Source organism: Micromonospora sp. CNZ295, assembly GCF_004217535.1.
The window spans coordinates 683126-706084 of record NZ_SHKZ01000001.1; the positions used below are offsets into that span (position 1 = coordinate 683126).

Here is a 22959-nt window from a genome sequence, read left to right on the forward strand (position 1 = left end):
CCACCCAGGCCAGCCCACACACAGCCAACCCAGCCAACCCACCCACGCCGCCAACGCCCCCCACCCAGGCCAGCCCACACACAGCCAACCCAGCCAACCCACCCACGCCGCCAATGCCCCGCACCGAAACCAGCCCACACACAGCCAGCCCAGCCAACCCGTCCACCGTGGCCGCCGCGGGCCCCCCGCAGCCAGGTCAGCCCACGCGCAGCCGCCCCCCCCAGCGGGCCGTCGCGCCCCCAAGGCCCGCAGGTGACCCTCCCGCGCGGCCACCGTCGCCGATCCACCTCCGACATCAGCTCCAAAGGCGGCCAACTGACCAATCGCCTGCGCCTGGCGCCATGGCACGGCACGGCCGATGGCCTCCTGAGCCGAAACCGGAGGGAGCGGGCCGCGAAGCGGCACGCGACGGGTCAGCGCGGGGCCGGGATCTCCACGCCGAGCACGGCCTGCTCGTCGGGGCGGTGCGCGAGCACGTCGGCGAGGTACGAGTGCACCGCCGGCGCCATGCCCACGTCCCGCCCGGCCCGCTCGGAGAGCAGCCACTTGTGCTCGATGATCTGCGCGAAGATCTCCTGAGGCTCCAGCTTGCGGCGCAGGTTCGCGGGCACGGCCCGGACCACCGGCTCGAACACCTCGGTCAGCCAGCGGTGCGCCGCCTGCTGCTCGTCGGTCAGGTCGCTCTCGGCCCGGTACGCGTCCAGGTCGTTGAGCAGCCGGCGGGCCTGGTTCTCCTCGGCGTCCAACCCGGTCAGGCGGAGCAGCCGCCGGGTGTGGTAGCCGGCGTCGACCACCTTCGGCCGCACCAGGTACCGCCCGTCGGCGATCGTCGACATGGCCACCTCGGCGACGTCGAAGCCCATCTCGTTGAGCCGCCGGATGCGGCCCTCGATGTCGTGCCGGGCGTCCCGCTCGACCTGCTGCTCGTAGGTGATCTCGTGCCACAGCCGCTCGTAGCGCTGCACGACCTCCTCGCAGACCACCTCGGGGTCGATCGACTCGTGCAGCAGCCCGGCGGCCTGGAGATCGAGCGCCTCGCCGAAGATGTTCATCCGGGCGATCTCCAGGTCCTCGCCGCGCTGCCCGTTCGACAGCGAACTGTGCAGCGCGCCGGTCTCCGCGTCCACCAGGTACGCCGCGAACGCTCCCGCGTCCCGCCGGAACAGCGTGTTCGACAGCGAGCAGTCACCCCAGAAGAAGCCGGTCAGGTGCATCCGCACCAGCAGCAGCGCGAGGGCGTCGAGCAGCCGCTGCATCGTCTCCGGCCGCAGTGTCCGCGAGAAGAGCGCCCGGTACGGCAGGGAGAACTGGAGGTGCCGGGTGATCAGCACCGGATCCAGCGGCTCCCCGTCGTCGGCCTGCCGGTCGGCCACGATCGCCACCGCCTCGACGGCCGGGAAGTCGATCCGCTCCAGCACGCGCAGCAGGTCGTACTCCCGCTCGGCGACCCGCTCGCCGGTCTCCTTGACCGCGTACACGTAGTCGCCCAGCCGGACGAACCGGACGACGTGCCGGGAGATGCCCTGCGGCAGCGCCACCAGGTGCTGCGCGGGCCACTCCTCCAGCGGGGTCGACCAGGGAAGGTCGAGCAGCGCCGGGTCGACGAGGGCCGAGGTGATCCGCACGGGGCCTAGTCTTACCCCTCCCCCGCCGGAACGCCTCTCCACGTGGCTCGGCACACAGCCGCCCCGGACCGCGCCGATCGGCCACCCCGCCCGGCCGGTAGCGTGACCAGGGTGCGGGAGGCCACAACGGTACGGCATAGGGTGCGGCTCCGGCCGGTCCGCCCGGCCGGCTGGTGGTTCGACGCCCTGCTGCTCGCCGGTCTCGTGGCGCTGACCGTCGCCCTCGCGGCCGGGCACCTCTTCGGCCTCGACCGATCGGTCGCCGACTGGTCGGACGCGCACCGCCCGACGGTCGCGTACTGGGTCGCGCGGATCCTCAACTACCTCGGCCAGGGCACCCCGCTGACGTTGATCGCCGCGGGGATGGGCGTGCTGCTGGCGCTGCGGCTCCGGTCGGTCCGCCCGCTGCTGCCGCCGGTGGTCGGGTTCGCGCTCACCTACCTGACGATCGGCCCGCTCAAGGTCTGGACGGCCCGGCCCGCGCCCAGCGCCAGCACCCGGGAGCCGTTCCTGCCGCCGGAGCAGACGCTGCCGTTGTTCCAGGACGAACTGCCGCTGCGGTTCGCACAGTCCTACCCGTCCGGGCACGTCGCCAACGCGATCGTCTGGTACGGCGTGATCGCCCTGCTGCTCGCGCCGCTGCTGCGCAGCTACCGGCGGTCGATGCCGCCTCGGCTGGTCACCGTGGTCCGGATCGTCCCGCCCCTCGTGGTGCTGTGCACGACGACCTACCTGGGCTGGCATTGGCTGACCGACTCGATCGCCGGGCTGCTGCTCGGCCTGCTGCTGGACCGGCTGCTGCACCGGGCGCCCTGGGACGACGTGCCGCTGCCGGGGGCGCTCGGCCGCTGGAACCAGCCGTTCACCTCGTACCCCTAGCATCGGCGGTCGTGGAGCAACTTGCGCGCCGGCTCGGCGTACGCGACGCGGTGGTCATCGGCCTCGGCTCGATGCTCGGCGCGGGCGTCTTCGTGGTGTTCGCTCCGGCCGCGGCGGAAGCCGGCGGGGTCGGGCTGCTGGCGGCGCTCACGCTGGCCGGCTTCATCGCGTACTGCAACGCGACCAGCTCGGCCCGGCTCGCCGCCCGGTACCCCGAGTCCGGCGGCAGCTACGTCTACGGCCGGGAACGGCTCGGCCCGTTCGCCGGGTTCCTGGCCGGCTGGGGGTTCGTGGTCGGCAAGACGGCGAGCTGCGCGGCGATGGCGCTGACCGTCGGGGCGTACCTCTGGCCGGAGCAGGCCCGGCTCGTGGCCGTCGCCGCGGTGGTGGCGGTGACCGCCGTGAACCTGCGCGGCGTCACGAAGACCGCGACCGCCACCCGGCTCCTGGTGCTGGTCGTGCTGGCGGTGCTGGCCCTGGTCGCGGTGGCTGGCGCGACCGACGTGTCGGTCGGCCGGATCGGCGAGCCCGGCGGCTCCACCCGGGGCGTGCTCACCGCCGCCGGGCTGCTGTTCTTCGCGTTCGCCGGGTACGCGCGGGTGGCCACCCTCGGCGAGGAGGTACGCGACCCGGAGCGGACCATTCCCCGCGCCGTGCCGCTCGCACTCGGCCTGGTGCTGCTCATCTACCTGGTGCTCGCCGTCGTCGCTCTCGGCGTGCTCGGGCCGGGCCGGCTCGCCGGGTCGGGTGCGCCGCTGGCCGACGTGGTGGCCGCCGCCGGCCTGCCCGGCCTGGCCTGGGTGGTCCGGGCCGGCGCCGCCGTGGCGGTCACCGGGGTGCTGCTCTCCCTGCTGGCCGGGGTCGGCCGGACGGCCCTCGCGATGGCGCGCCGCCGTGACCTGCCCGGTGCGCTGGATGCCGTGCACCCGGTCCACCGGGTGCCGCACCGGGCCGAGCTGGCGGTCGCCGCCATCGTGATCATCGTCGTGCTGCTCGGCGACGTGCGGGACGCGATCGGCTTCTCGAGCGTCACCGTGCTGGTGTACTACGCGATCACCAACGCGGCGGCGCTGACCCTCGGCCGGGAGCCCGGGCGGCGCCTGCCCGGGCAGGCGCTCGCCGTGGCCGGGCTGGCCGGCTGCCTGCTGCTCGCCGTCAACCTGCCGCTGTCCAGCGTGCTCACGGGCTTCGGCGTGCTGGCCGTCGGCGCCCTCTGGCACGCCCTGCGCCGCTGACGGCATCGCCACCGCACGGGCGGTGCGGGCCGGCACTTCAGGGTCGGGGTGCGAACAGCATCCGCGCCAGCAGGAACATCATCACCGCCACGCCGGCGACCAGAGCGAGCCAGGACCAGGCCCAGCCGACGGTGACGCCCAGCACCGCGAACGCCGAGACGGCGACCAACCAGAGCGTCACGGTGTACAGGCCGAACCGGGCCGCGGCGGCCGGGTCCTCGGAGAAGCGGTCGCCGACGTCGTGGTGGGCCGCCGCGAGCTGGAGCACCCACGGCTTGTGCCGGTTCGTCTGGGTGGCGCCCAACCAGGTGAACGCGACCACCGACGCCACGACGGCGAGCCCGCCGCCGATCAGCCAGGGCAGCTCGGAATCGAGCGGGTACCGCGACGCGGAGCCGGCACCGGCCAGCGCCACCGCGGTCGCGGCACCGTACCCGGCGGCGCGTCGGCCGGGCATCGGGTAGTTGCTGGTCGTCTCCCGGTGCAGGGAATCCGCCACGACGAGCCCGGCGGGCAGGGCGACCGCGAGGATCGCGGCGAGCTGCGCCGGCTCGGACACCGCCACGCCGAACCACGCCAGCACGAGGACGGCGAGCCCGGCGACGGCGAGCGCCGCCAGGGCGACGCTGCGCGCCAGGAACACCGGCTCGGGGCGTACACGGTGCCGCTCCCACGCCGCGACCGGGGACTCGGACCCGGTCTCGGCGTCGTCGATCAGGGAGCGGACGTCACCCAGCTCGGCCACCGCGCGCTGCGCGGCCTCGTCCGGCGAGACACCGGTGGCTTCGAGCTCGGCGACCCGGGCCACCAGGTTGGCGCGCATCTCCTCCTTCAGGTCCTGGGTCTCGGGGGTCATCGTGACGCCCGCGAAGGCGTCGTCGAGGAGGCGGTGGAGCACTGCCCCGGACCCGCGCGTCGTGTCGTTCGAGGCGGTCATGACGGTTGCCTTTCCAGTGATCGGTCCCCGGGCTGGTCGCCGAGGTCGAGCAGGGAGTCGATGAGGTCGCGCGTGACCACCCACGCCGCCACGTTGCGGCGGTAGACGGCCCGTCCGGCGTCGGTGAGGCGGTAGTACTTCCGCCGGCCGCCCTTGGTCTCGTCACCCCAGTACGCCTCGACGAGGCCGTCCTTGACGAGACGCCGGTAGCTCGCGTACAGCGTCGCTTCCTTGATCTCGTAGGCGCCGCCGGTCGCGTCCCGGATCGTCTTGAAGATCTCGAAGCCGTAGCTGTCGCCGCCGCGCAGGACGCCGAGCACGATCGTGTCGGTGTGCCCGCGGAGCAGGTCGGAGGCGAACACGTCGCCCAGGAGAGCGGAGTCGCTCCCGCTTCTCTCAAACATGTCCAGTACTGTATCAGTTCAAGTACTAGCCCTGCACGAGGTCTGGCAGAGGGGTTGGGGATGCGCCTACCGCCCTGGATCTCGCGGACGGCAGTGGTTACTCCTCCGCCTCGCGGGGAGTCGGCGTGCCGGCCGAGGCCGGCGGTGGCGGCTCGGGCGGGCCGGCCTCGCGGAGCAGGGCGTTCAGTCCGGCGCGGCGGGCCACCACGGTCAGCCGGTCCCCGGCGACGATCACCAGCCGCCGGTCGGGAGCCCAGTCGTACCGCTGCCCGGAGCGGGCGTGCGCGAGCAGGCGTACGCTCCCCACCCGGCCCACGGCGGCGAGCGGCCGGCCGTCCAACGCCGACCCGGCCGCGACCGAGACGTCGGTGACCAGCAGGGCGTGCCGGCCCACCGAGATCGTGGCGATCACGGCGCGGTCCAGCAGCGCGGCGGTGAACGACGGCGCGGCCAGGTACGACACGCTGCGCGACACGCCGATCCCGAAGGCCCGCTGGATGCGCTCGGCGAAGTGCCCGTCGAAGAGCCGCAGCACGACCTGCACCTCGTCGTTGAGCGCCCGGGCGGTCAACGCGGCCCGCAGGTTGGCCCCGTCGTCGGTGGAGACCACGACCAGGGCCTGGCAGGCGCCGACCGAGGCGGCACGCAGGGTCTCCTCGGTCGCCGCGTCGCCCACCACCAGCGGTACGCCGAGCCGGCGGGCCAGCCCGGCACCCCGCGCGTCCGGGTTCTTGTCGATGGCGACCACCTCGACGCCGAAATCGTTGAGCTGGGCCATCACCCGCATGCCGATGTTGCCGAGGCCGACCACCACGACGTGGCCGGAGCGCTCGGGCAGGATCTTCCCCGAGTGCAGGGCCAGCCGGGCGTTGACTATCCCGTCGACCACCACGGCCGTGATCAGTGGGATGAGTGCCAGCCCGGCCAGGTTGAGCACCACCTGGAGGACCTGCTCGCCGGCCGGCTTGCCGGCGTCCGGATCCTGCCCGGTCAGCGTGGTGACCAGGGTCAGGTAGATGGCCTCGCCCCACGCCACGTGGGCGGTGCCCGCGTACAGGCCGCCGAGGACGACGATCACCGCCAGCAGCACCAGCACGGCGACGCCGATCTTGCGGGTGGCGAAGCTGCGGACGGCGCGCAGCAGCATCGCGACCGGACGGCGCCGCCGCCGGGCCCGCCGCATCCGGCGCGCGGCCACCTCGGTGCCCGGCGGAGCGCCGGTCGCCTCGGCGAGCACCACGTCGGCGGCGCGTTCGTCGGCGGGCAGCACCCGGACCTCCTGCGGGTCGCTGGTGTCCGCCACCCCGCACACCACGTCCTGGCCGCGTACGTCGTCGCGGCGGGCGACGTAGAGAGTGCGCCCGCCGTGCCGGAAGTGGGCCGGCGCGACCTCGCCGAGCGCCGCGGCGACGAACGCCGGCGCCGCCATCGAGGCGTCGGAGAGCACGGCCGAGTCGGGGAAGATCTGCCGTACGCCGTTGGCCAGGCCGGTGTTGAACATGCGCACCACCAGCCGCAGCCGTGGCTCCACCTCCTGCGCGCACAGGGCCGCGTGCATGTTGCCGACGTCGTCCTGGTGCAGCAGCGCCAGCCCGTCCGCCCCGACCAGGCCGGCCCGGCGGAACGTCACCTCGTCCAGCCGGTCGGCCCGGATCACCTCCACGCCCTCGATGTCCCGGCCGTCGGGGCTGTCCGTCCGGCGCCGCTCGGGCACGACCAGCGTGATCCGCATCCGGGCGGTCTGCGGCTCGGTGGCGAGCAGGGCCTTCACCACCCAGTACGCGAGCGCGTCGTGACCGCAGATCACGTAGTGCGCCCGCGCGTCGCCATTGGCCCGGAACCGACGGCTGGCCCGCCGCGCGCGATCGAGCAGGGGCTCCGCCATGTGCCGCATGGTAGTCAGCCGGTAGCGGCCCGCGCAGCCCCGCGATCATGACGAATGTCGGACAGGACGGCGGGTAGAGCACCGGCATGCAAACTTTCCTCCCGTACCCGGACTTTCTGGCCAGCGCCCGGGTGCTGGACCAGAAGCGGCTGGGCAAGCAGCGCGTGGAGGCCATCCAGGTGCTGCGCGGCCTCACCTGGCCCACGTACGGGTGGCGTAACCACCCGGCGGTGAAGATGTGGGCGGGGTACGAGGAGGCGTTGACCCGGTACGGGCTCGACATCTGCGCGGTCTGGTGCGAGTCCGGCCGCGCGGACACCTGCGCCGCCACGCTGACGACCGACCTCGCCGCCGCCTGTGGCATCACCCGCGTCCGCACCCAGGCCGAGCTGGCCGAGGCCGGCGAACTGCCGCCCTGGCTCGGCCGGGACGACCTGCACCGCAGTCACCGCTCGTCGCTGCTGCGCAAGGATCCGGCGCACTACCGCCCCCTCTTCGGGGACGGCGACCCCGACGACCTGGAGTATGTCTGGCCCGCCTCCGACCGCGAGCGCCGCTGCTCGATGCGTTGAGAAGGGGCCCCGCTGCAAGGCGAGGCGTCAAGCAGGGGCCCTTCCTTGCCGCAGACTGTCGGGGTGGCACTGTCGCAGGTGGTCGGTCGACTCATCGGCGTACGCGAGCACGTCGTGGACCCGGGCGGCGGCGGCGCCCCGAGCGTGCCGCACCCGGTCACCGCCGTGGTGGTCGGCGGCGGGATCGCCGGGATGTCGGCCGCGGTGGTGCTGGCCGAACGCGGCGTGGCGGTCACCGTGCTGGAAGCGGCCGATGCCCTCGGCGGCCGGCTCGGTGCCTGGCCGGAGGCACTGCCCGACGGCACGCAGATGAACGAGCACGGCTTCCACGCCTTCTTCCGGCAGTACTACAACTGGCGGTCGGTGCTCCGCCGGATCGACCCGGCGCTGGGGTTCCTCAAGCCGATCCCCGGCTATCCGGTCCTCTCCGCGCAGTGGCCCGCCGAGGAGTTCGGCCGGCTACCGCCCGCTCCCCCGGCGAACCTGCTCACCCTCCTGCTGCGCAGCCCCAGCCTCCGCCTCGCCGACCTGCGCGGGATGGACCGGGACGCCGCGCTGCCGCTGCTGGCCTACGACCCGGTCCGCACCTATGCCGAGTTCGACGGCGCGACCGCCGACGAGCTGTTGACGTCACTGCGGCTGCCGGACCGGGCCCGGGCGATGCTCTTCGAGGTGTTCTCCCACTCGTTCTTCAACCACGAGGCCGAGATGTCGGCCGCCGAGATGCTCGCCCAGTTCCACTTCTACCTGCTCGGCAACCCGGAAGGGCTGGCCTTCGACTGCCCGGACGAGGACTACGCGACGGCGATCTGGCGGCCGCTCGCCCGGCACGTCGAGCAGCACGGCGGCCGGATCGTCACCGGCACCGCCGCCGCCGGGCTGCACCGGCACGCCGCCGGCTGGCGGGTGGCGACCACCGGGCGGGCGTACAACGCGCGGCACGTCGTGCTCGCCGTCGACCCGCCGGCGCTCGCCGCGCTGGTCGCGGCCTCCCCGGCGCTCGCCCGGGTCGCTCCCGAACTGGTGGCGCGGGCACCCGACTTCGGCCGGCCCGGCCCGCCGTACGCGGTGGCGCGCTACTGGTGCGACGGGGACGTGGACCCGGGCCGGGCGGTGTTCAGCGGGGTGTCCCGGCAGCCGACCCTGGATTCGGTCACGCTCTACCACCGGCTGGAGAACGAGTCCCGCCGCTGGGCCGCGCGTAGCGGCGGCTCGGTGGTGGAGCTGCACGCGTACGCCTGCGAGCCGGGCCTGCCCGCCGGGGAGCTGGCCGAGCGGATGCGGGCCGAGCTGGTTGCGCTGTGGCCGGAGGCCGCCCGGCTGCGGGTCCGGGAGCTGCGGGCCCGGGTGGAGGCGCGGGCACCGGCGTTCACGCCCGGCAGCCACGCGCGGCGGCCCGGGGTCCGCACCGACGCGGCCGGGCTCTACCTGGCCGGGGACGGCATCCGCACCGACTTTCCCTGCGCCCTGATGGAGCGGTCCGCCGCGACCGGCATCCAGGCGGCCAACCACATCCTGCGGGCGGAGGGCGGCTCGGCCGAACCGGTCCGCTCGGTCCGCCCGCGCGGCCTGCTGGCCCGCCGCGGCTGACCGGCCGGAGATCGAAATGCGTTGCCCGGGCGCACCGCCCGCCCTACCGTGATCGCGCAAGGTCAACCACCCGCCGCGGGAGCTGTTCATGTCGATGTCGCGCGCCAGCCGTGTGCCGTCGGTGCTGCCCGGCGACGGTTGCCGCGCCGGTGGAGGTGGCCGGCCCGACTGACGCGTACCCACGTCGAGCCGCCCGTCCACCGCAGCAGGACCGGCGGCTCTCGTCGTCCGGGGGGGGGACCGTCAGTGAGGGAGGGAGATTCCGGTGAACGCCGTCCTCGTCGTCAACGCCGACCTCGGCCCGCTGCACCGGGTCACCGTCCAGCACGCGATCCGGATGCTCTGCCGGCGGGTCGCCGAGATCCACGAGGCCGAGCCGGACCGGGTGATCGGGGTCTTCCCGATGCCCCGGGTGGTGCGGCTCGTCCGGTACGTGGTGACCCGCTGGCGGTTCACCGCCGGCCCGACCTGGTCACGGGCGGGTGTGCTGCGCCGGGACGGCCGGTGCTGCGCGTACTGCGGTGGCCCGGCCAGCACCATCGACCACATCCTGCCCCGCTCCCGCGGCGGCCGGAACACGTGGCGGAACACCACCGCCGCCTGCTACGCGTGCAACCAGCGCAAGGGCGACCGAACGCCGGTCGAGGCCGGCATGCCGCTGCGGCGGGAGCCGGTGACGCCGAGCTGGGCGTCGCTCGCGGGGCGGTGACGGACCGGCCGGCGGGGTACGGGGGACCGCCCCGGTGAGCGCGTCTCGCCGCGGGCGGCATCCCGCCGGCCCTCCGCTCGTCACCGGTCAGCCGCGGGCGGCGCCGGGGCGGGCCGGGGGCTGTTCCTTCACCCTGACCACTGGCCGCCCGTTGGCACATCGGACGGTGACCACGCTGCTTCGGTCTGCGGCTACCAGTTCGACCTGCGCCTCGCGGGCCGGGCCGGGATCGTACGACCCCAACTGGTAACCGGTGGCCGGAACGACGTCCACCACCTCGGCCATCTTCTTCCCGGCGCAGCGGACCCGGACGAGGCCGCCGCGTGCGCCGACCTCGGTCGAGGACCCGGCCCCGGTCGACGGGGTACCCGTCGTGCCGCCGCTCGGGATCGGCCCCACCCCCGGTGTCCGGCCGGCGGAGGCGGTCGGCGTCGCGGCGGCCGTGGTCGTGGCCGAGGCGCCCGGAGCGGCGACCGTGCTGGCCGGATCCGGCGGGACGGGCAGCGCGACGCTGGACCTTTCGTCGCTGCCGCGGCTGGCCCCCGGCTCCTCGGCCAGGCCGGGCCGGCGGGAGGGAGGGCTGCCGAGGGTGCCGGCGACCGCGACCGCTCCGAGCACCGCCGCGGCGGCCGTGACGAGGAGCCGGGCCCCGTACGGGGCTCGACGGCCGGGTGCCGACCGGCGGTGCTCCGGCGGGGCGGGTAACGGTCGCCGGACCGGACCGGCCGGTGCGTCGTGGGGTGGACCGGGCGGTCGCACCGCCTCCGGAGTCCGGTCGCCGGACCGGCCGGACTCGGCCGTGGGCACCCGGACCAGCGCGGCGGCCAGGATGTCCGCCGCCTCCCCGGCGGTGGGCCGGTCGGCGGGCTCCTGCGCCAGGCACCGCCGGTAGAGGCGGCCGACGTCGGGCGGCACCCCGTCGACCTCGGGCAACGGGCCCGGCTCGTCGTACCCGTCGGCGCCCGGCACGCCGGCCCGGGTGTGCGACGGCCAGGGGAGCCGACCGACGAGCGCGTGGTGGATGAGCAGGCCGAGCGCGTACACGTCGGCCGCCGGCAGCACCTCCCCGGCCGCGAGCCGCTCCGGCGCGGTGTAGGCGGGTGTGCCCAGCAGCCGCCCCTGCACGTCGATCTCGGGGGCGCCGACGGCGGCGGCGATACCGAAGTCGAGGATCTTGGCGCCGGTGCGGGTCAGCATCACGTTCTCGGGCTTCACGTCCCGGTGGACCAGGTGCTGGTCATGTGCGGTGGCGAGACCGGCGGCCACGTCCGCGCAGACCCGCAGCGCCTCCTCGGGCGGCAGCGGACCACGGTCGAGGCGCCGGGCGAGCGTGGTGCCGGTGAGCAGTTCCATGACGACGAAGGGGACGTCGAACCCGGCGTGCGGTGATTCCCCGTAGTCGTACACCCGGGTCAGGTTGGGGTGCGCCAACCGGGCCGCCGCCTTCGCCTCCGACCGGATACGCCAGCGGGCGCCCGGATCGGTCGCGGTGAGGACCTTGACCGCGACGTCCCGTTCCAGCACCTCGTCGTGTGCCCGCCAGACGGTCGACATCCCGCCGGCGCCGAGGCGTTCGATCAGCCGGTAGCGCTCGGCGAGCAACTGGTCACGCTGCACGGTGACAGCCTGCCAGAGTGGACGGCGGCGGAATCGACCGGCTCCCGTAGACCGGCATCGATCGAGGTCGGGCGGTCCTCCGGGCGGTCAGCCAGCGGGCGGGGTCCAGGTGAAGCGGGGTTGGCGGCGCTCGTTGGCCGCCGTCACGCCTTCGCGGGCCTCGCCGCTGGCCCGGACCTGCCCGTGCCACCAGGCGATCCGGTCGTCGTCCGCGCGCCCGTCGATGATTTCCTTGGCGGCGGTGACGGTGAGCTGCGACCGCGCGGCCACCGCGGCGGTGATCTCGCCGGTCCGGGCGGCGAGCGCCTCGGCGGGCAGCACCTCGTCGACCAGCCCGATCCGTAGCGCCCGCCCGGCGTCGACCAGCTCGGACGTGAACAGCAGGTGCTTCGCGGCGGACGGCCCGACCAGCCGGGCCAGCCGGCGCGTCGTGGGCGCCGGATAGACCAGGCCGAGCCGCGCCGGGGGTACGCCGAAGCGGGCGTCGTCGGCCGCGATCCGCAGGTCGCAGGCGACGGCGAGCTGGCAGCCGCCGCCGACGCAGGCGCCCCGGATGGCGGCGACCGTCGGCTTGGCGAAGGCGGCGAGCCGCTCCTCCGCGTCGACCGCGATGCTGGCGTCACCGGCGTCGAGCAGCTCGTCCAGGTCGCCGAGGTCCGCACCGGCGCAGAAGGTGCCGTCGGCGCCGGTGAGCACCAGGGCGCGTACCGCCGGGTCGGTCTCGAGGCGGTCGAGCAGCGCCGGCAGTTGCCGCCACATGCCGGCGGTCATCGCGTTGCGCCGCGCCGGGTTGTGGATCACCACGGTCGCCACCGGGCCGGCCACCTCGACGAGGAGTTCCGCGTCCGCCACCGCCACTCTCCTTCACAGCCGCTCGCCGGTGCAGCGACGATATCGGTGCCGCCCCTGCGACGACGCGACACGTGGCCCGCATCACCGCCCCCTGGGTTCCGACTTCCGGGAAAGCGCCGGCTGGGGCGGCGTAAGCCGGCCGGTCGTCAGAGGCGGTCGACGACGCGGAAGCGTTCGGTGACGGCGAGCGTGTCGTCGTCGACGGTGAAGGCGGGGTCGCCGAGGTAGGCGCGGAACTCGGGCCCGTGCCAGAACCCCTCGTGGCCGGCCCGCCAGTCGGCGACCGTCGCGAAGCCCTCGCCCTCGTCCCGGGCGTGCGCCAGGTCGATCTCACCGAGGCGCAGCACCCGCACCTCGGTCAGCTCGATGATCGCCACCGGCCGGTCCGCCGAGTCCACGACCACCGACCGGCCGCCGACCACCGGCAGCGGCTCGCCCTCGCGCTCGTACTCGAGGAGCAGCCCGGTCGTGGTGGTCTTCGCGCCGGAGAGGACCGCGGCGACCAGCTGGTCCCGCAGTGGCCCGGGGAAGGCGAACTCGCACGTGGGCAGGTCGGACATGGGGACGAGGCTAGTGGCGGGGTGGCGCGGTCACACCCGGTATTCCGGCGGCAGGCCGGTCCCCCGCAGGTCGGGCGGCAGGTGCGCGACGTCGTTGAAGGCGACCAGCCGGGGCGGCAGGCCGTCGGTGTAGCGGATCACGGTCAGCCCGCAGTGCTGCGGGTTCAGGCCGAGCCATCGCTGCGCCGGCGCGCCCAGGGCGTCCCGCACCAGCCAGGCGATCAGGAACGCGTGGGTGACCACCAGCTCCCGCGGGTCACCGTCGGCCGGCGGCCGGGCGAAGCGTCGCACGGCCGCCGCCGTCACCCGCGGCCCGCCGGCCCGCTCGGCCGCCGGGAAACCGGTCAAGAACCGGGCGTACGCGGGTGGCAGGCCGGCCGGGTCGGTGTCGTCCGGCAGGTGGTCACCGGCGAGGTCGGTGACGTGCACCGGCACCGTGGGCAGTGCCGCGGCGACCACCTCGGCGGTCCCGGCCGCCCGGGGCAACGGCCCGTGGTGGACGGCGTCGAGGCCCGCCTCCCGCAGCCGCTCGCCCAGCAGGTACGCCTGCCGGCGGCCCCGCGCCGAGAGCCCCGCCGCATCGGTGGGCTGCTCCGGCTCCCCGTGCCGGGCCAGGAAAAGCAGTCGACTCGCCATGGCTCCCCGTACCGGTCGGCGTGCGGGGCCGGGCCAGTTCACCTCGCCCGGCCCGGCGAGCGTACCGGCCCGCCGCCCCGTCAGCCGCGCGGGAACATCTGGCCGATACGGATCTTGTTGCCGAACGGGTCGCGGATGCCGAAGTCGATCCCGTACGGGCGCTCCTCGGGCGCGTCGGTGATGTCGACGCCCTTGGCGACCAGTTCCTCGTAGGTCTTGTGGGCGTCGTCGGTGGTCATGAAGAGGAAGCCGCCCGCCGCGCCCTTGGTGAGCAGTTCGCGCACCTGCTCGGCGGTGGCCGGGTCGAGGTTGGGCGGGCCGGGCTTCTCCAGCAGGATTTCCCGCTGCGGGTCGCCGGGCACGTTGACCGTCAGCCAGCGCATGAAGCCGAGGTCCTGGTCGGTGTTGACCTCCAGGCCGAGCTTGCCGACGTAGAAGTCGAGCGCCTCGTCCTGGTCGAGCACGTAGATCTGGGAGCGGCTGATCGCGTTCATCGTCATGCCGGGAACGCTAGTGCCCCACCCTGACCTGGTGCTTATCCAAAACTGCTGGGTCGGGTCCAGGCTTTCGAGAAGCAGGTGGGCACCGGCGCGGCGGGCGCGCTGCGCCGGTTGCGGAACTCCGTGGGCGACTCGCCGACGATCTGCCGGAAGGTACGGCTGAACGTGCCGAGGCTGCCGAAGCCGACCGCGTAGCAGATGTCCGTCACGTCCCGGCCGGTGCTCAGCAGCAGGGACATGGCCCGCTCCACCCGCCGGCGCTGGAGGTAGCGGTGCGGTGTCTCCCCGAAGGTGGCCCGGAAGGTACGGATGAAGTGCGCCTCGGAGACGTGGGCGATCTTCGCGAGGGCGGGGATGTCGAGCGGCTCCGCGTACGCCCGGTCCATCGCGTCCCGGGCGCGCAGCATCGCCCGGTTGCTCTCCTCGACCGCCCTGCTCACCACACCAACGATAGGTCGCTTCCCGGCCGGCGCACCGGGGGCGCGGCCCGGGCAGCTGGCCACGCGACACCCATCAACATTGCGGTTGCGTCACGACGCCTGCGCGAAGGCGACCGGGGGACATCACGCGGAGGTCCGGCGGCGTAACGTGCCGTCCCCACCCCTCCCCCGGAGTTGTGATGTACATCATGCTGGCCTGGTTCGCGGGCGAAGGCATCTCGGACGACGCCCGGCGGGCGGCGTACCGGCGGTTCGATGCGGGCCTCACGGAGATCGTGCCGGAGAGCTACCGGCGCCACGAGTTCGGGGCGGCCGACTGGGGCGTGATCGTGCTGCACCCGAGCAGCCACGACGCGTACCGCTGGCCGATGGTCGACCGGGCGGGACGGCACGCGGTGGTCTCCCTCGGGCTGCCGGTGGGCATCGACGTGTCGGGCGGGCCGGTCGCACTGGCCCGGCGTCTCCTCGCCGGGGAGGACGTGCACCGCGACGTGGTGCCGCCGTTCGGTCTGGTGGCCATGGACGAGGACGGCACGGGCGCGATCCAGCAGGACTGGCTGGGCATGTGCCGGATCTTCTCCGGCAGCTCCACCGGCGTCACCGCCTTCTGCAACCGACCCACCCTGCTGGCGGCGTTCCTGCACGGGGAGCCCCGTCCGGACCGGGACGGCTGGGCGTCGTACACGCTCGCCGGCCACTTCGGCGGTGAGCTCGCTCCGGTGCAGGGTGTCCGGCTGCTCGCACCCGGCCAGCGGGTGACGCTCCGGCGCCGGGTCGGTGGCGGCTGGGAGCTGACCAGCCAACTCAGGTACGCGACCGACGACGTGGTCGCCGACGGGCTGGCCGCCGAGGGCCGCCCGCTCACCGAGTCGATCGAACTGGCCGCGCACTCGATCACCAGCACCCTCGCCAGCACCCAGCGCCTCTGCGACGACGACCTGACGCTCGGACTCTCCGGCGGGAAGGATTCCCGGGTCATCGCGGCAGCCACCTTCGCCGGTGGCCTGACGCCCCACCTTCTCACCTACGACGACACCGCGGCCGAGGGCCGGGTGGCCCGGCAGCTCGTGCAGGCCCTGCGGGACAAGCGGGGGCTGCGACCAGAGCACACGTTCCGGCTGGCCGGACCACCCGCCAAGGTCCTCGGCACCGGCCTGCGGGAACGCGGACTGCGCCTCCAGCGCAGGTTCGACTACCAGTACCCCTCCAGCTACCTGGCGCGCCCCGCGGTCTCGAACCGGCTGGTCGACAGCCTCCATCCCCCGAGCATCAGCGGCGCCGCCGGGGAGCTGGCCACCGGGTACTGGTATCCCGCTGCCGACAGCGAACACGCCGGGGCGCCGCACGAAGCGGCGCTCGGCCGGCTGCTGCACGCCGTCCCGCCGGGCGTCGCCACCGATGCCGTCGTCACCGCCGAGCGGACCCGCGTCTCCGGGCTGCTCGACCACGGCCGCGACCTGGGCCTGCACGACTACCGGCTGATCGACTACCTCTACCTCGTCGAACGGGCCCGGCGGTGGTACAGCTCCGCCTACGCGGTCGGAACCGTCACCCCGTTCCTCGCGCCCGGCTTCGTCACGGCGACGTTCGCCCTGACGCCGCAGCAGAAGCGGGACCGGATCCTGCACACCGGTCTGATCGAGCGGCTGATCCCGGAGTGGGCGGGAATTCCGTTCGTGAGCGCGAGCACCGGTGGCTCCACCGTCACCCGGATCTGGGAGGGCGACGGCCTGAGGGCGATGGCGGACCTGCTGGACACCGTCCACGGACCGCTGACCGGGCTGATCCACCGGCCGGCGGTCGAGGCCGCGCTGAAGGCAACTGCCCGGGGCAGCCGCGCACATGCGCGTACCCTGCAGCAGTTCACCTACCTCGCGCTGGCCTGCGGCCAGCTCGACGCGGATTCGGTGCGGCCACCCACCGGCGCCACGTACGCGTCGCTGCCGACGCCTGGTCGGCCCGGCAACCGGCGGCTGCCCCGCCGACTGCGTTGGATCAAGCGGATGCCGCTGGGCAACCAGCTGCTGTCGACGGTACGCCGACACGTCCGTCCCCGGCGCCCGACCGAGTGACCTGCCCTCGGGGCGGCACTGCCGGGCCGGTCGCCGCCCGACCGGTCGCGTGGACGCCGTCGCGCAGGTCGTCGTCGGTCATGACCAGGTACACCAGCGGGCAGTCCTGCGGCCCGGTGACGTCGAGCTGGCACAGCGTGCACGGCTCGCCGGGACGCAGCGGGCACCGCGCGTCCGGCCGGCGGCGGGTGGCGGGCCGCATCACGAGGTCCGCTCTGCGGTGACGCCGGCTCCCTCGCCCGCGACCCGTCCGGCGGAGCGCCGCTCGCTCATGATCCACTCTCCGTCCCGGCCGGGAGCCTCTTTCTCCATGCTGGTCGGGGAGGGTGCGACCCGCAGGGCCGAAGGTCCCGGGTGGGTGGAGGCGAAGGGCGGGATCAGCCCCGACCGGCGGTCTCGGCGACGAAGGCGCGCCTAACGGCCGGGCGCGCACACGCGGCTGACCCGCTCGGGCCGTCACGCGGCCAGGAATGCCTCCACGGACGCCACGAACGCCGCCGGATCGTCGACCCACGGAAAGTGGCCGCTCTCCGGTTGGGTCACCACGTCAGCGGTGGGCAGCAGAGCGGCGAGCCGGCGGACGGCGGCGGCCGTCGGCCAGATGTCGTACTCACCCGCCAGGAGCAGCGTCGGCACGGCCAGTGCCGCCAGCTCCCCGGGCAGCCTCGGGTCGGGCTGGAACCCGTCGTAGAAGTGCCCGAGCAGGTCGATGCGCCCGAGGCCCAGGTGTTGCCGCAGCGCCTCGACGTCGTCGACGAGCCGGTCTACCCGGTAGGTCGCCGGATCGACCGGGACGCCGGATGCGCCGGCGCCCCGGTTGTCCAGCAGGATCAGGGTGCGGTGCCGGCTGAGCCCGCCCAGCTCGCCCAGGTACTCCACCGCCTGCCCGGGACCGCCGGGGATGCACATCACCGGTGGGCCGGAGCCGACGACGCGGAACGAGAGCCGCGTCCCGTCCCACGATCGGAAGCTGTCCATCGCCCCGATCCTGCCAGAGGCCGGCGCTTCACCGGCCGGGCCGGTCAGCCGGCGGGCGGATGGACGCGGCCGAGGAAGTCCCGCATGAGCGCCACCACCTCGTCGAAGTGGGTCTCCAGCAGCCAGTGGCCGCCGTCGAGCAGGTACAGCTCCGCGTCCGGCAGGTCCCGCAGGTACGCGCGGGCGGCGCCCTCGGGCATGTACCCGTCGTGCGGCCCCCCGGACGATCAGCGTGGGCGGCCGGTGCTCGCGCAGGTACGCCTGCTGCTGCGGGAACCAGCCAGCGCCGCCGGACCCGGGTCGGCCCACATCTCTTTCAACGGCGCGTACTTCGGGCCGTGCTGATCCTCGTAGATGTCGCCGTTCTGGATGACCAGTGCCGCCACCCGCTCCGGCGCGCCCATCGCCAGCCGCAGCCCGAACTGGGAGCCGTAGTCCTGCAGGTAGATCGCATACCGGGTCAAGCCCAGCACGTCGACGAAGCGGCGCAGGAAGTCCGCGTACGCGTCGAAGGTGTGGGCGAAGCTCTCCGCCCGGGTGTAGCCGAAGCCCGGCAGGTCGGGCGCGAGCGTCCGCCAGCGGTCACCGAGGGCCGGGATGAGGTTGCGGAACTGGAAGGACGAGGACGGGTAGCCGTGCGGCAGCAGCACCACCGGGGCGTCCGGCGGCCCGGCCTCGCGGTAGATGGTACGGATGCCCCCGACGTCGACGGCGCGGTGGGCGACGGGTACGGCCGGCATCAAGCGGCGCTACCCGCTGCCGGTCGGCACAAACGCTGTCGTACCCGGATGGCAGCATCACGGTCGTGGCGACATCGAAGCAGCCCGTGACCGTTCCCACCGACGCCAGCGTCGACGATTTCCTGTCGGCCGTCCCCGACGAGCGCCGCCGGGCCGACGCGCTGCGCCTCTGCGCCATCCTCGGCGAGGTGACCGGCGAGCGACCGGTGATGTGGGGGCCGAGCATCGTCGGTTTCGGCAGCTACCGCTACGTGTACGGGAGCGGGCGCACCGGCGACTGGCCGCTGGTCGGCTTCTCGCCGCGCAAGCAGCAGCTCGTCCTCTACCTGGTCGGTGGCTACGAGGAGCGCTATCCCGCGCTGCTCGCCCGGCTGGGCCCGCACAAGACCGGTAAGGGCTGCCTCTACCTCAAGCGGCTCGACGACGTCGACGAGGGCGCGCTGCGCAAGCTGGTGGAGCGCACGGTCCGCGTGCACAAGGGCGTCGACCGGTCCAGCCGGCCCGCCTGAGCGGTCAGACCGGCGGGGCCGTCCCGGGTGGATCGTCCGCGACATCGGGGAGGGTGGGCGCGTCGGTCGGGTAGAGGCCAGCGACGAAGCCGTAGACCTGGTCGCCGGCCCGGGGGATCTGGGCGAAGCGACGGGCGAGTTCCTGGACCTCCGCCCAGAAGTTCCGCACCTCCTCGATCGGGATGCGGGCGTGCACGAGCGTGCACCGAAGCTCGTCGGCGGCGTGGGCCGCCGACGATTCGGCGGCCGCCGCCGCGAGCCCGTTGATGGCCGCGGCGATCCGCCGGTCCTCGGGGCGGTTGAGGGCGCCGACGTAGAGGGTGCGGGCCGCCCGGCCGTAGTAGCGCTCCTCGATCGCCCGCACGCGGCGGGTACGCACCACCCGCAGCAGGCCGGCGTCGACGAGGAGCTTCACGTGGTAGGCGACGCTGCTCTTCGGGCGGTCGACCGCCCGGGCCATCTCGGTGACCGTGGCCGCCCGCTCCAGGAGCAGCTCCAGGAGGGTGGCGCGCAGCGGGTCGGCGAGGGCCCGGAGCTGCTCGGGCGCGGTGACCACGAGGAGCTCGTCGAGGTCGTAGTCCGGGATCTGCTCATTGACCGACATTTCTCGACCGTTCTAAAATCCTGGATCATTCGATCACCGTCGTTCGTTGACCAGGAGTGTAGAGATGGCCGAGGTCGTGCTGTTCCACCACGTGCAGGGGTTGACCGACGGGGTGCTGGCGTTCGCGGCGGAACTCCGCGCCGGCGGGCACGCCGTCCACACTCCGGATCTGTTCGACGGCGAACAGGCGGCGACCGTCGAGGACGGCCTCGCGCTGACCCGGCGCATCGGGGCCGGGACGCTCGACGAGCGCGCCGAGGCGGCCGTCGCCGGCCTACCCGACGGCCTCGTCTACGCCGGGTTCTCCTGGGGCGCCGGCACCGCCCAGCGGTTCGCCCAGACCCGGCCCGGCGCGCGCGGGGCGCTGCTCTACGAGGCCTGCCTGCCGGTCACCGGGGAATGGGCCGTCGGACCGTGGCCGGACGGGGTGCCGGTGCAGGTACACGGCATGGACAAGGACCCGTTCTTCGGGCTGGAGGGCGACGTCGACGCCGCCCGCGAGCTGGTGGAGATCGCCGGTTCCGACCTGGCCGAGCTGTTCGTCTACCCCGGCGACCGGCACCTGTTCACCGACAGCTCGCTGCCGTCGTACGACGCGGCTGCGACCGCCCTGGTGCTGCGGCGCTCGCGGGACCTCCTCGACCGGCTGGGCTGAACCGACCCCACCTGGCGGAGGCGGCGATGCTGACGGGCGGCCAGTAGCCCGCCCGATCCACAAGCCGGTCGCTCAGGTCGGAGAACAGCCGCCACCGCGTTCCTGCGAGGGCGCTGCAGGCGCGCTTGCTGTCAGCGTCGCGATTGTCCGCACCCGTCCGCCAGCGAGCGTCCTCGTGCGGGCACGTTGCTGTCACCGTTGCTGTCGATCCTCTGTGCTGCCAAGCCACGGCCCGACCGCCCCGAGCGCGAGTGGTGGTCAGCGGCGGCGGGGGGCCGTGCTGACGACGGTCGGCGAGTACTTGTTGGCCGCCTCGACGGCCCACTCCAGCGCGAAGTCGGCCTCCTCCTCCCAGCCCGGCTCGCCACCCACGAAGTGCGACCGACCCGGGAACTCCTGGTAGGTGGTGACGGCCTCCGCGTCGCGGTAGAGGCTGGCCACGGCGGACGCCAGCGCGGGCGGCACCACGTGGTCCTCGCCGCCGGCCGTCACGAGCAGCGGCGCGCGGTCGGCCCGGCTGGTGTCCACCGCCGTCGCGGAGTTGGGGTCCAGGTTGGCGAACGCCCCCTCGAAGAAGACGTGGCCGGCGGCCGGCACCGCGTACCGCTCCCAGGCGGCGTCGGACTCCTCCGGGCTGATCGTGTTGCCGAAGGTGTATCGGAAGTCCTCCCGGGTGAACGGGACTGCGCGGTGCCGGTTCGCCGGGTTGCGCAGGATGGAGAATCCGGAGCGCAGGGTGCTGAGCGGCAGCTTCAGCACGCCCTTGACCGCGGCCGGGTGCAGGCCGACGACGGCGGCGCCGAGGCCGCGGTCCATGAGCAGTTGGGCGATGAGGCCGCCGAACGAGTGCCCCATGATGATCGGCGGCCGAGGGAGGCCCTGGATGATGCCGGTGTAGTGGTCGACGATGTCGCTGATCCGCTGCGCGGCGATCGGCGTCGGATCCTCCCGGAGCCGCTCGACGTCCTGGTCCATGCCGGGCCAGGCGGGGGTGAGCACCCGGAAGGCACGCGCCTCGTAGCGGTCGACCCAGTGCTCCCAGCTGCGTGAGGTCATCCACAGCCCGTGGATGAGCACGATGGTGTCGACCCGTGCCGTCGGTGCGCTCATGGCTGATCTCCCCGTGTCGCGACGACTGACGTCGGCGCTGGTTACCCGGACCGGCCGGGCTCACTCGGGGCGGGGACGTGGCTGGCGACGCCCCGGATCACCACGTCGACGCCGAACAGGAACCGCTCGTCGCCGCCACCCTCGATGAGGTCGTGCAGGTGGCTCGTGATGTTCCGGCTGCCGGCCCACCGATTCCCCCCACCCAACGGCCGGTCGTTCTGCGGCGGCCCCGGGCTACCGGCATCCCGCGCCAGCCGCCGGGCGTGTTGCGTGGCCGGCGGCGACTGCCGGGTAAGTGTTGAATCCGGATCTGTCGGATGTCGGGCGAACAAGATAGGCCTATGAGGCGCGTCTTCCGGGCCCGGCCGCCGGTGCCGACCGAGGAAACCCATCGGACCACGCCGTTCGAGGTGTTCTTCGACCTGGTGTTCGCGTTCGCCTTCATCCGGGTGGCGACGTTCACGGCGGAGACGCCGACGCCCCTCGGGCTGGCGCACAGCCTGGTGCTCCTGCTGCTGCTGTGGTGGCCGTTCACCAACTACGCATGGTTGACCAACCAGGTCCGCGCCGACGTGGGCCTGGTCCGCGCCGGGAACTCCGTGGTGATGGCCGCGATGTTCGTGGCCGCCCTGGTCCTCCCCGAGGCGTGGCGGGACGGCACCCAGTCACTGGCCGCGCCCATGGCCCTGGCCCTCATCTACATCGTCGTCCGGATGGTATATCTGGCCCTCATCTGGCACATATCTGGCGGTAACGCGCGGCTACGCGCTTCGCTGCGCTTGCGGATCATCCCGGTCTCGGTGGGCTTGATTGCACTGCTGTCCGGCGCGGTGCTCGGCGGCGCGATGCAGACGCTGTTGTGGGCCGCGGCGTTCCTCGTCGACTGCATCGGCGGCCTCCTCATCGCGGTGACTGCCGGACGCGCTCCCCTGCCCAGCCCCGGCCATTTCGCCGAGCGGCACGGCCTGATACTGATCATCGCTCTGGGTGAGTCGCTGATCTCGGTAGGCGTCGGCGCCGGAGTGGCGGTGACTCGTTGGCCGGTCCTGATCGCTGCGCTGCTCGCACTGAGCACGGCGCTGGCCCTGTGGTGGCTGTACTTCGAAAACGCCGCCGCACCTGCCGGAAAGGCCCTGGCGCGGATCCCCGCTGCGGAGCGGACTCGGACCGGCAGCATCGCCTACAGCTTGGCTCACTTCGTGCTCATCGCCGGGATCATCTACCTAGCCGTCGGCATCGAGGTGGTCCTCGCCCACATGACCCACCACCCACTCCAGCAGCCCGCTGGGACCCCGCTGGACTGGACTTCGGCCACAGCTCTGTTCGGCGGCCCTACCCTCTACCTCATTGGTCGGGCCCTGTTCCTTCGACTAACCGTCCGGCACACCCCACCCGCCCCGATCCTCGCGGCCGGCGCCATCCTCGCGCTGCTGCCCGTCGCCCGACACGTTCCCGCCCTCGCTGCCCTCGCTCTGGTCGCCACCATCTTGATCGCCCTGGTCTGTTACGAACGGATCAGTTGGCAGCCAACCGCCGCGGCGAGATGACTACGAATCCAGGCCCGCCGAACCCCGAAGACCGGCAATCCGAAGCGGTGTGCCGCTGCCCGAGGTCACCTGCCGCAGCCGCTTGTTCGCCCGGCTTCGGCACGTCGCCGGCCTGCCCGGTGTCCGCCTGCACGACCTACGGCACAGTCAGCGTTGCGGTCGATCGGCTCTCGCTCACGAATGCCCGGCGCGAATTGCCTGGTGGAATTGGAGCCCCCGGCCGGGATCGAACCGGCGACATCTCGCTTACAAGGCGAGTGCTCTGGCCAGCTGAGCTACAGGGGCGGGTGTATCGACGCCAGC

The 22959-nt window shown here is 73.6% G+C and carries 26 protein-coding genes and 1 tRNA gene; 9 read left to right on the forward strand and 18 right to left on the reverse strand.

Annotated elements, in window-relative coordinates; translation table 11 throughout:
- Positions 1 to 413: 413 nt before the first annotated feature.
- Positions 414 to 1679 carry a DUF4032 domain-containing protein gene (locus EV376_RS03215; protein WP_130320662.1) on the reverse strand — a complete coding sequence of 422 codons (1266 nt, stop codon included), beginning with the start codon at positions 1677 to 1679 and terminating at the stop codon, positions 414 to 416.
- 87 nt (positions 1680 to 1766) lie between these two features.
- On the opposite strand from EV376_RS03215, the gene EV376_RS03220 reads away from it, so the two are divergent.
- Together EV376_RS03220 and EV376_RS03225 are read left to right on the forward strand one after the other, a co-directional pair.
- Positions 1767 to 2504, forward strand: coding sequence for a phosphatase PAP2 family protein (locus EV376_RS03220; RefSeq protein WP_207228491.1), 738 nt, complete (start codon positions 1767 to 1769; stop codon positions 2502 to 2504).
- An 11-nt stretch (positions 2505 to 2515) separates the two neighbouring features.
- Positions 2516 to 3739, forward strand: coding sequence for an APC family permease (locus EV376_RS03225; protein WP_130320664.1), 1224 nt, complete (start codon positions 2516 to 2518; stop codon positions 3737 to 3739).
- Positions 3740 to 3776: 37 nt separating this feature from the next.
- Here the strand turns inward: EV376_RS03225 and EV376_RS03230 are convergent, their stop codons facing one another.
- The 3 genes from EV376_RS03230 to EV376_RS03240 all read right to left on the reverse strand — a co-directional run bounded on the left by EV376_RS03230 (position 3777) and on the right by EV376_RS03240 (position 6974).
- Positions 3777 to 4676 (reverse strand): permease prefix domain 1-containing protein, encoded by a 900-nt coding sequence (locus EV376_RS03230; RefSeq protein ID WP_130320665.1) that lies wholly within the window; start codon positions 4674 to 4676, stop codon positions 3777 to 3779.
- A complete protein-coding gene (locus EV376_RS03235; RefSeq protein ID WP_130320666.1) occupies positions 4673 to 5080 on the reverse strand; it encodes a PadR family transcriptional regulator in 408 nt (135 codons plus the stop codon). Before EV376_RS03235 ends, EV376_RS03230 begins: the two co-directional genes overlap by 4 nt.
- Before the next feature lie 97 nt (positions 5081 to 5177).
- The gene (locus tag EV376_RS03240; protein ID WP_130320667.1) at positions 5178 to 6974 is read right to left on the reverse strand and encodes an NAD-binding protein; all 1797 of its coding nucleotides are present in this window, start codon (positions 6972 to 6974) and stop codon (positions 5178 to 5180) included.
- Between the two features lie 77 nt (positions 6975 to 7051).
- Between EV376_RS03240 and EV376_RS03245 the strand changes: the two genes are divergently transcribed.
- The 3 genes from EV376_RS03245 (at position 7052) to EV376_RS03255 (ending at position 9836) form a co-directional block, all read left to right on the forward strand.
- Positions 7052 to 7537 carry an MSMEG_6728 family protein gene (locus tag EV376_RS03245; RefSeq protein WP_130320668.1) on the forward strand — a complete coding sequence of 162 codons (486 nt, stop codon included), beginning with the start codon at positions 7052 to 7054 and terminating at the stop codon, positions 7535 to 7537.
- A 63-nt stretch (positions 7538 to 7600) separates the two neighbouring features.
- Positions 7601 to 9127, forward strand: a complete 1527-nt coding sequence (locus tag EV376_RS03250; protein WP_130320669.1) for an FAD-dependent oxidoreductase — start codon at positions 7601 to 7603, stop codon at positions 9125 to 9127.
- 265 nt (positions 9128 to 9392) lie between these two features.
- Positions 9393 to 9836, forward strand: coding sequence for an HNH endonuclease (locus EV376_RS03255; RefSeq protein ID WP_130320670.1), 444 nt, complete (start codon positions 9393 to 9395; stop codon positions 9834 to 9836).
- 87 nt (positions 9837 to 9923) lie between these two features.
- On the opposite strand, the gene EV376_RS30430 is transcribed toward EV376_RS03255, so the two are convergent.
- The 6 genes from EV376_RS30430 to EV376_RS03285 all read right to left on the reverse strand — a co-directional run bounded on the left by EV376_RS30430 (position 9924) and on the right by EV376_RS03285 (position 14441).
- Positions 9924 to 11453: a serine/threonine-protein kinase gene (locus EV376_RS30430; RefSeq protein ID WP_486482503.1), complete on the reverse strand. Its 1530-nt coding sequence runs from the start codon at positions 11451 to 11453 to the stop codon at positions 9924 to 9926.
- A gap of 87 nt (positions 11454 to 11540) precedes the next feature.
- Entirely contained in the window at positions 11541 to 12311 is a 771-nt protein-coding gene (locus EV376_RS03265; RefSeq protein ID WP_130320671.1) for an enoyl-CoA hydratase/isomerase family protein, read from the reverse strand.
- 140 nt (positions 12312 to 12451) lie between these two features.
- Complete coding sequence (locus EV376_RS03270) at positions 12452 to 12865, reverse strand: ASCH domain-containing protein (RefSeq protein ID WP_130320672.1); 414 nt, start codon at positions 12863 to 12865, stop codon at positions 12452 to 12454.
- Between the two features lie 30 nt (positions 12866 to 12895).
- Complete coding sequence (locus tag EV376_RS03275; protein WP_130320673.1) at positions 12896 to 13501, reverse strand: histidine phosphatase family protein; 606 nt, start codon at positions 13499 to 13501, stop codon at positions 12896 to 12898.
- Positions 13502 to 13581: 80 nt separating this feature from the next.
- Positions 13582 to 14001, reverse strand: coding sequence for a VOC family protein (locus EV376_RS03280; RefSeq protein WP_130320674.1), 420 nt, complete (start codon positions 13999 to 14001; stop codon positions 13582 to 13584).
- Positions 14002 to 14036: 35 nt separating this feature from the next.
- Positions 14037 to 14441, reverse strand: coding sequence for a helix-turn-helix domain-containing protein (locus EV376_RS03285; RefSeq protein ID WP_130320675.1), 405 nt, complete (start codon positions 14439 to 14441; stop codon positions 14037 to 14039).
- Positions 14442 to 14620: 179 nt separating this feature from the next.
- Here EV376_RS03285 and EV376_RS03290 point away from each other — a divergent pair, with 179 nt between their 5' ends.
- A complete protein-coding gene (locus EV376_RS03290; protein ID WP_130320676.1) occupies positions 14621 to 16513 on the forward strand; it encodes a hypothetical protein in 1893 nt (630 codons plus the stop codon).
- On the opposite strand, the gene EV376_RS30675 is transcribed toward EV376_RS03290, so the two are convergent.
- The 4 genes from EV376_RS30675 to EV376_RS03305 form a co-directional block, all read right to left on the reverse strand.
- Positions 16437 to 16715: a DUF6767 domain-containing protein gene (locus EV376_RS30675; protein ID WP_130320677.1), complete on the reverse strand. Its 279-nt coding sequence runs from the start codon at positions 16713 to 16715 to the stop codon at positions 16437 to 16439. The genes EV376_RS03290 and EV376_RS30675 overlap by 77 nt on opposite strands.
- Before the next feature lie 254 nt (positions 16716 to 16969).
- On the reverse strand, positions 16970 to 17491 hold the full coding sequence (locus EV376_RS03300) for an alpha/beta fold hydrolase (protein ID WP_130320678.1): 522 nt from the start codon (positions 17489 to 17491) through the stop codon (positions 16970 to 16972).
- Between the two features lie 44 nt (positions 17492 to 17535).
- Positions 17536 to 17691: an alpha/beta fold hydrolase gene (locus EV376_RS30680; protein WP_486482504.1), complete on the reverse strand. Its 156-nt coding sequence runs from the start codon at positions 17689 to 17691 to the stop codon at positions 17536 to 17538.
- Positions 17692 to 17718: 27 nt separating this feature from the next.
- Positions 17719 to 18231 (reverse strand): alpha/beta fold hydrolase, encoded by a 513-nt coding sequence (locus EV376_RS03305; RefSeq protein WP_486482505.1) that lies wholly within the window; start codon positions 18229 to 18231, stop codon positions 17719 to 17721.
- 65 nt (positions 18232 to 18296) lie between these two features.
- On the opposite strand from EV376_RS03305, the gene EV376_RS03310 reads away from it, so the two are divergent.
- Entirely contained in the window at positions 18297 to 18740 is a 444-nt protein-coding gene (locus EV376_RS03310) for a DUF1801 domain-containing protein (RefSeq protein ID WP_486482506.1), read from the forward strand.
- Between the two features lie 4 nt (positions 18741 to 18744).
- On the opposite strand, the gene EV376_RS03315 is transcribed toward EV376_RS03310, so the two are convergent.
- Positions 18745 to 19344, reverse strand: coding sequence for a winged helix-turn-helix domain-containing protein (locus EV376_RS03315; RefSeq protein WP_130320679.1), 600 nt, complete (start codon positions 19342 to 19344; stop codon positions 18745 to 18747).
- A gap of 64 nt (positions 19345 to 19408) precedes the next feature.
- Between EV376_RS03315 and EV376_RS03320 the strand changes: the two genes are divergently transcribed.
- Entirely contained in the window at positions 19409 to 19999 is a 591-nt protein-coding gene (locus EV376_RS03320) for a dienelactone hydrolase family protein (RefSeq protein ID WP_130328506.1), read from the forward strand.
- A gap of 258 nt (positions 20000 to 20257) precedes the next feature.
- Here EV376_RS03320 and EV376_RS03325 read toward each other — a convergent pair whose 3' ends face one another.
- Both EV376_RS03325 and EV376_RS30050 read right to left on the reverse strand, forming a co-directional pair.
- Complete coding sequence (locus EV376_RS03325; protein WP_130320680.1) at positions 20258 to 21109, reverse strand: alpha/beta fold hydrolase; 852 nt, start codon at positions 21107 to 21109, stop codon at positions 20258 to 20260.
- Positions 21110 to 21150: 41 nt separating this feature from the next.
- Positions 21151 to 21315 (reverse strand): hypothetical protein, encoded by a 165-nt coding sequence (locus EV376_RS30050; protein ID WP_165437942.1) that lies wholly within the window; start codon positions 21313 to 21315, stop codon positions 21151 to 21153.
- A gap of 135 nt (positions 21316 to 21450) precedes the next feature.
- On the opposite strand from EV376_RS30050, the gene EV376_RS03330 reads away from it, so the two are divergent.
- Positions 21451 to 22656, forward strand: coding sequence for a low temperature requirement protein A (locus EV376_RS03330; RefSeq protein WP_165437943.1), 1206 nt, complete (start codon positions 21451 to 21453; stop codon positions 22654 to 22656).
- A 208-nt stretch (positions 22657 to 22864) separates the two neighbouring features.
- Here the strand turns inward: EV376_RS03330 and EV376_RS03335 are convergent.
- Positions 22865 to 22941: transfer RNA gene (locus EV376_RS03335), tRNA-Thr, on the reverse strand.
- Positions 22942 to 22959 lie beyond the last annotated feature (18 nt).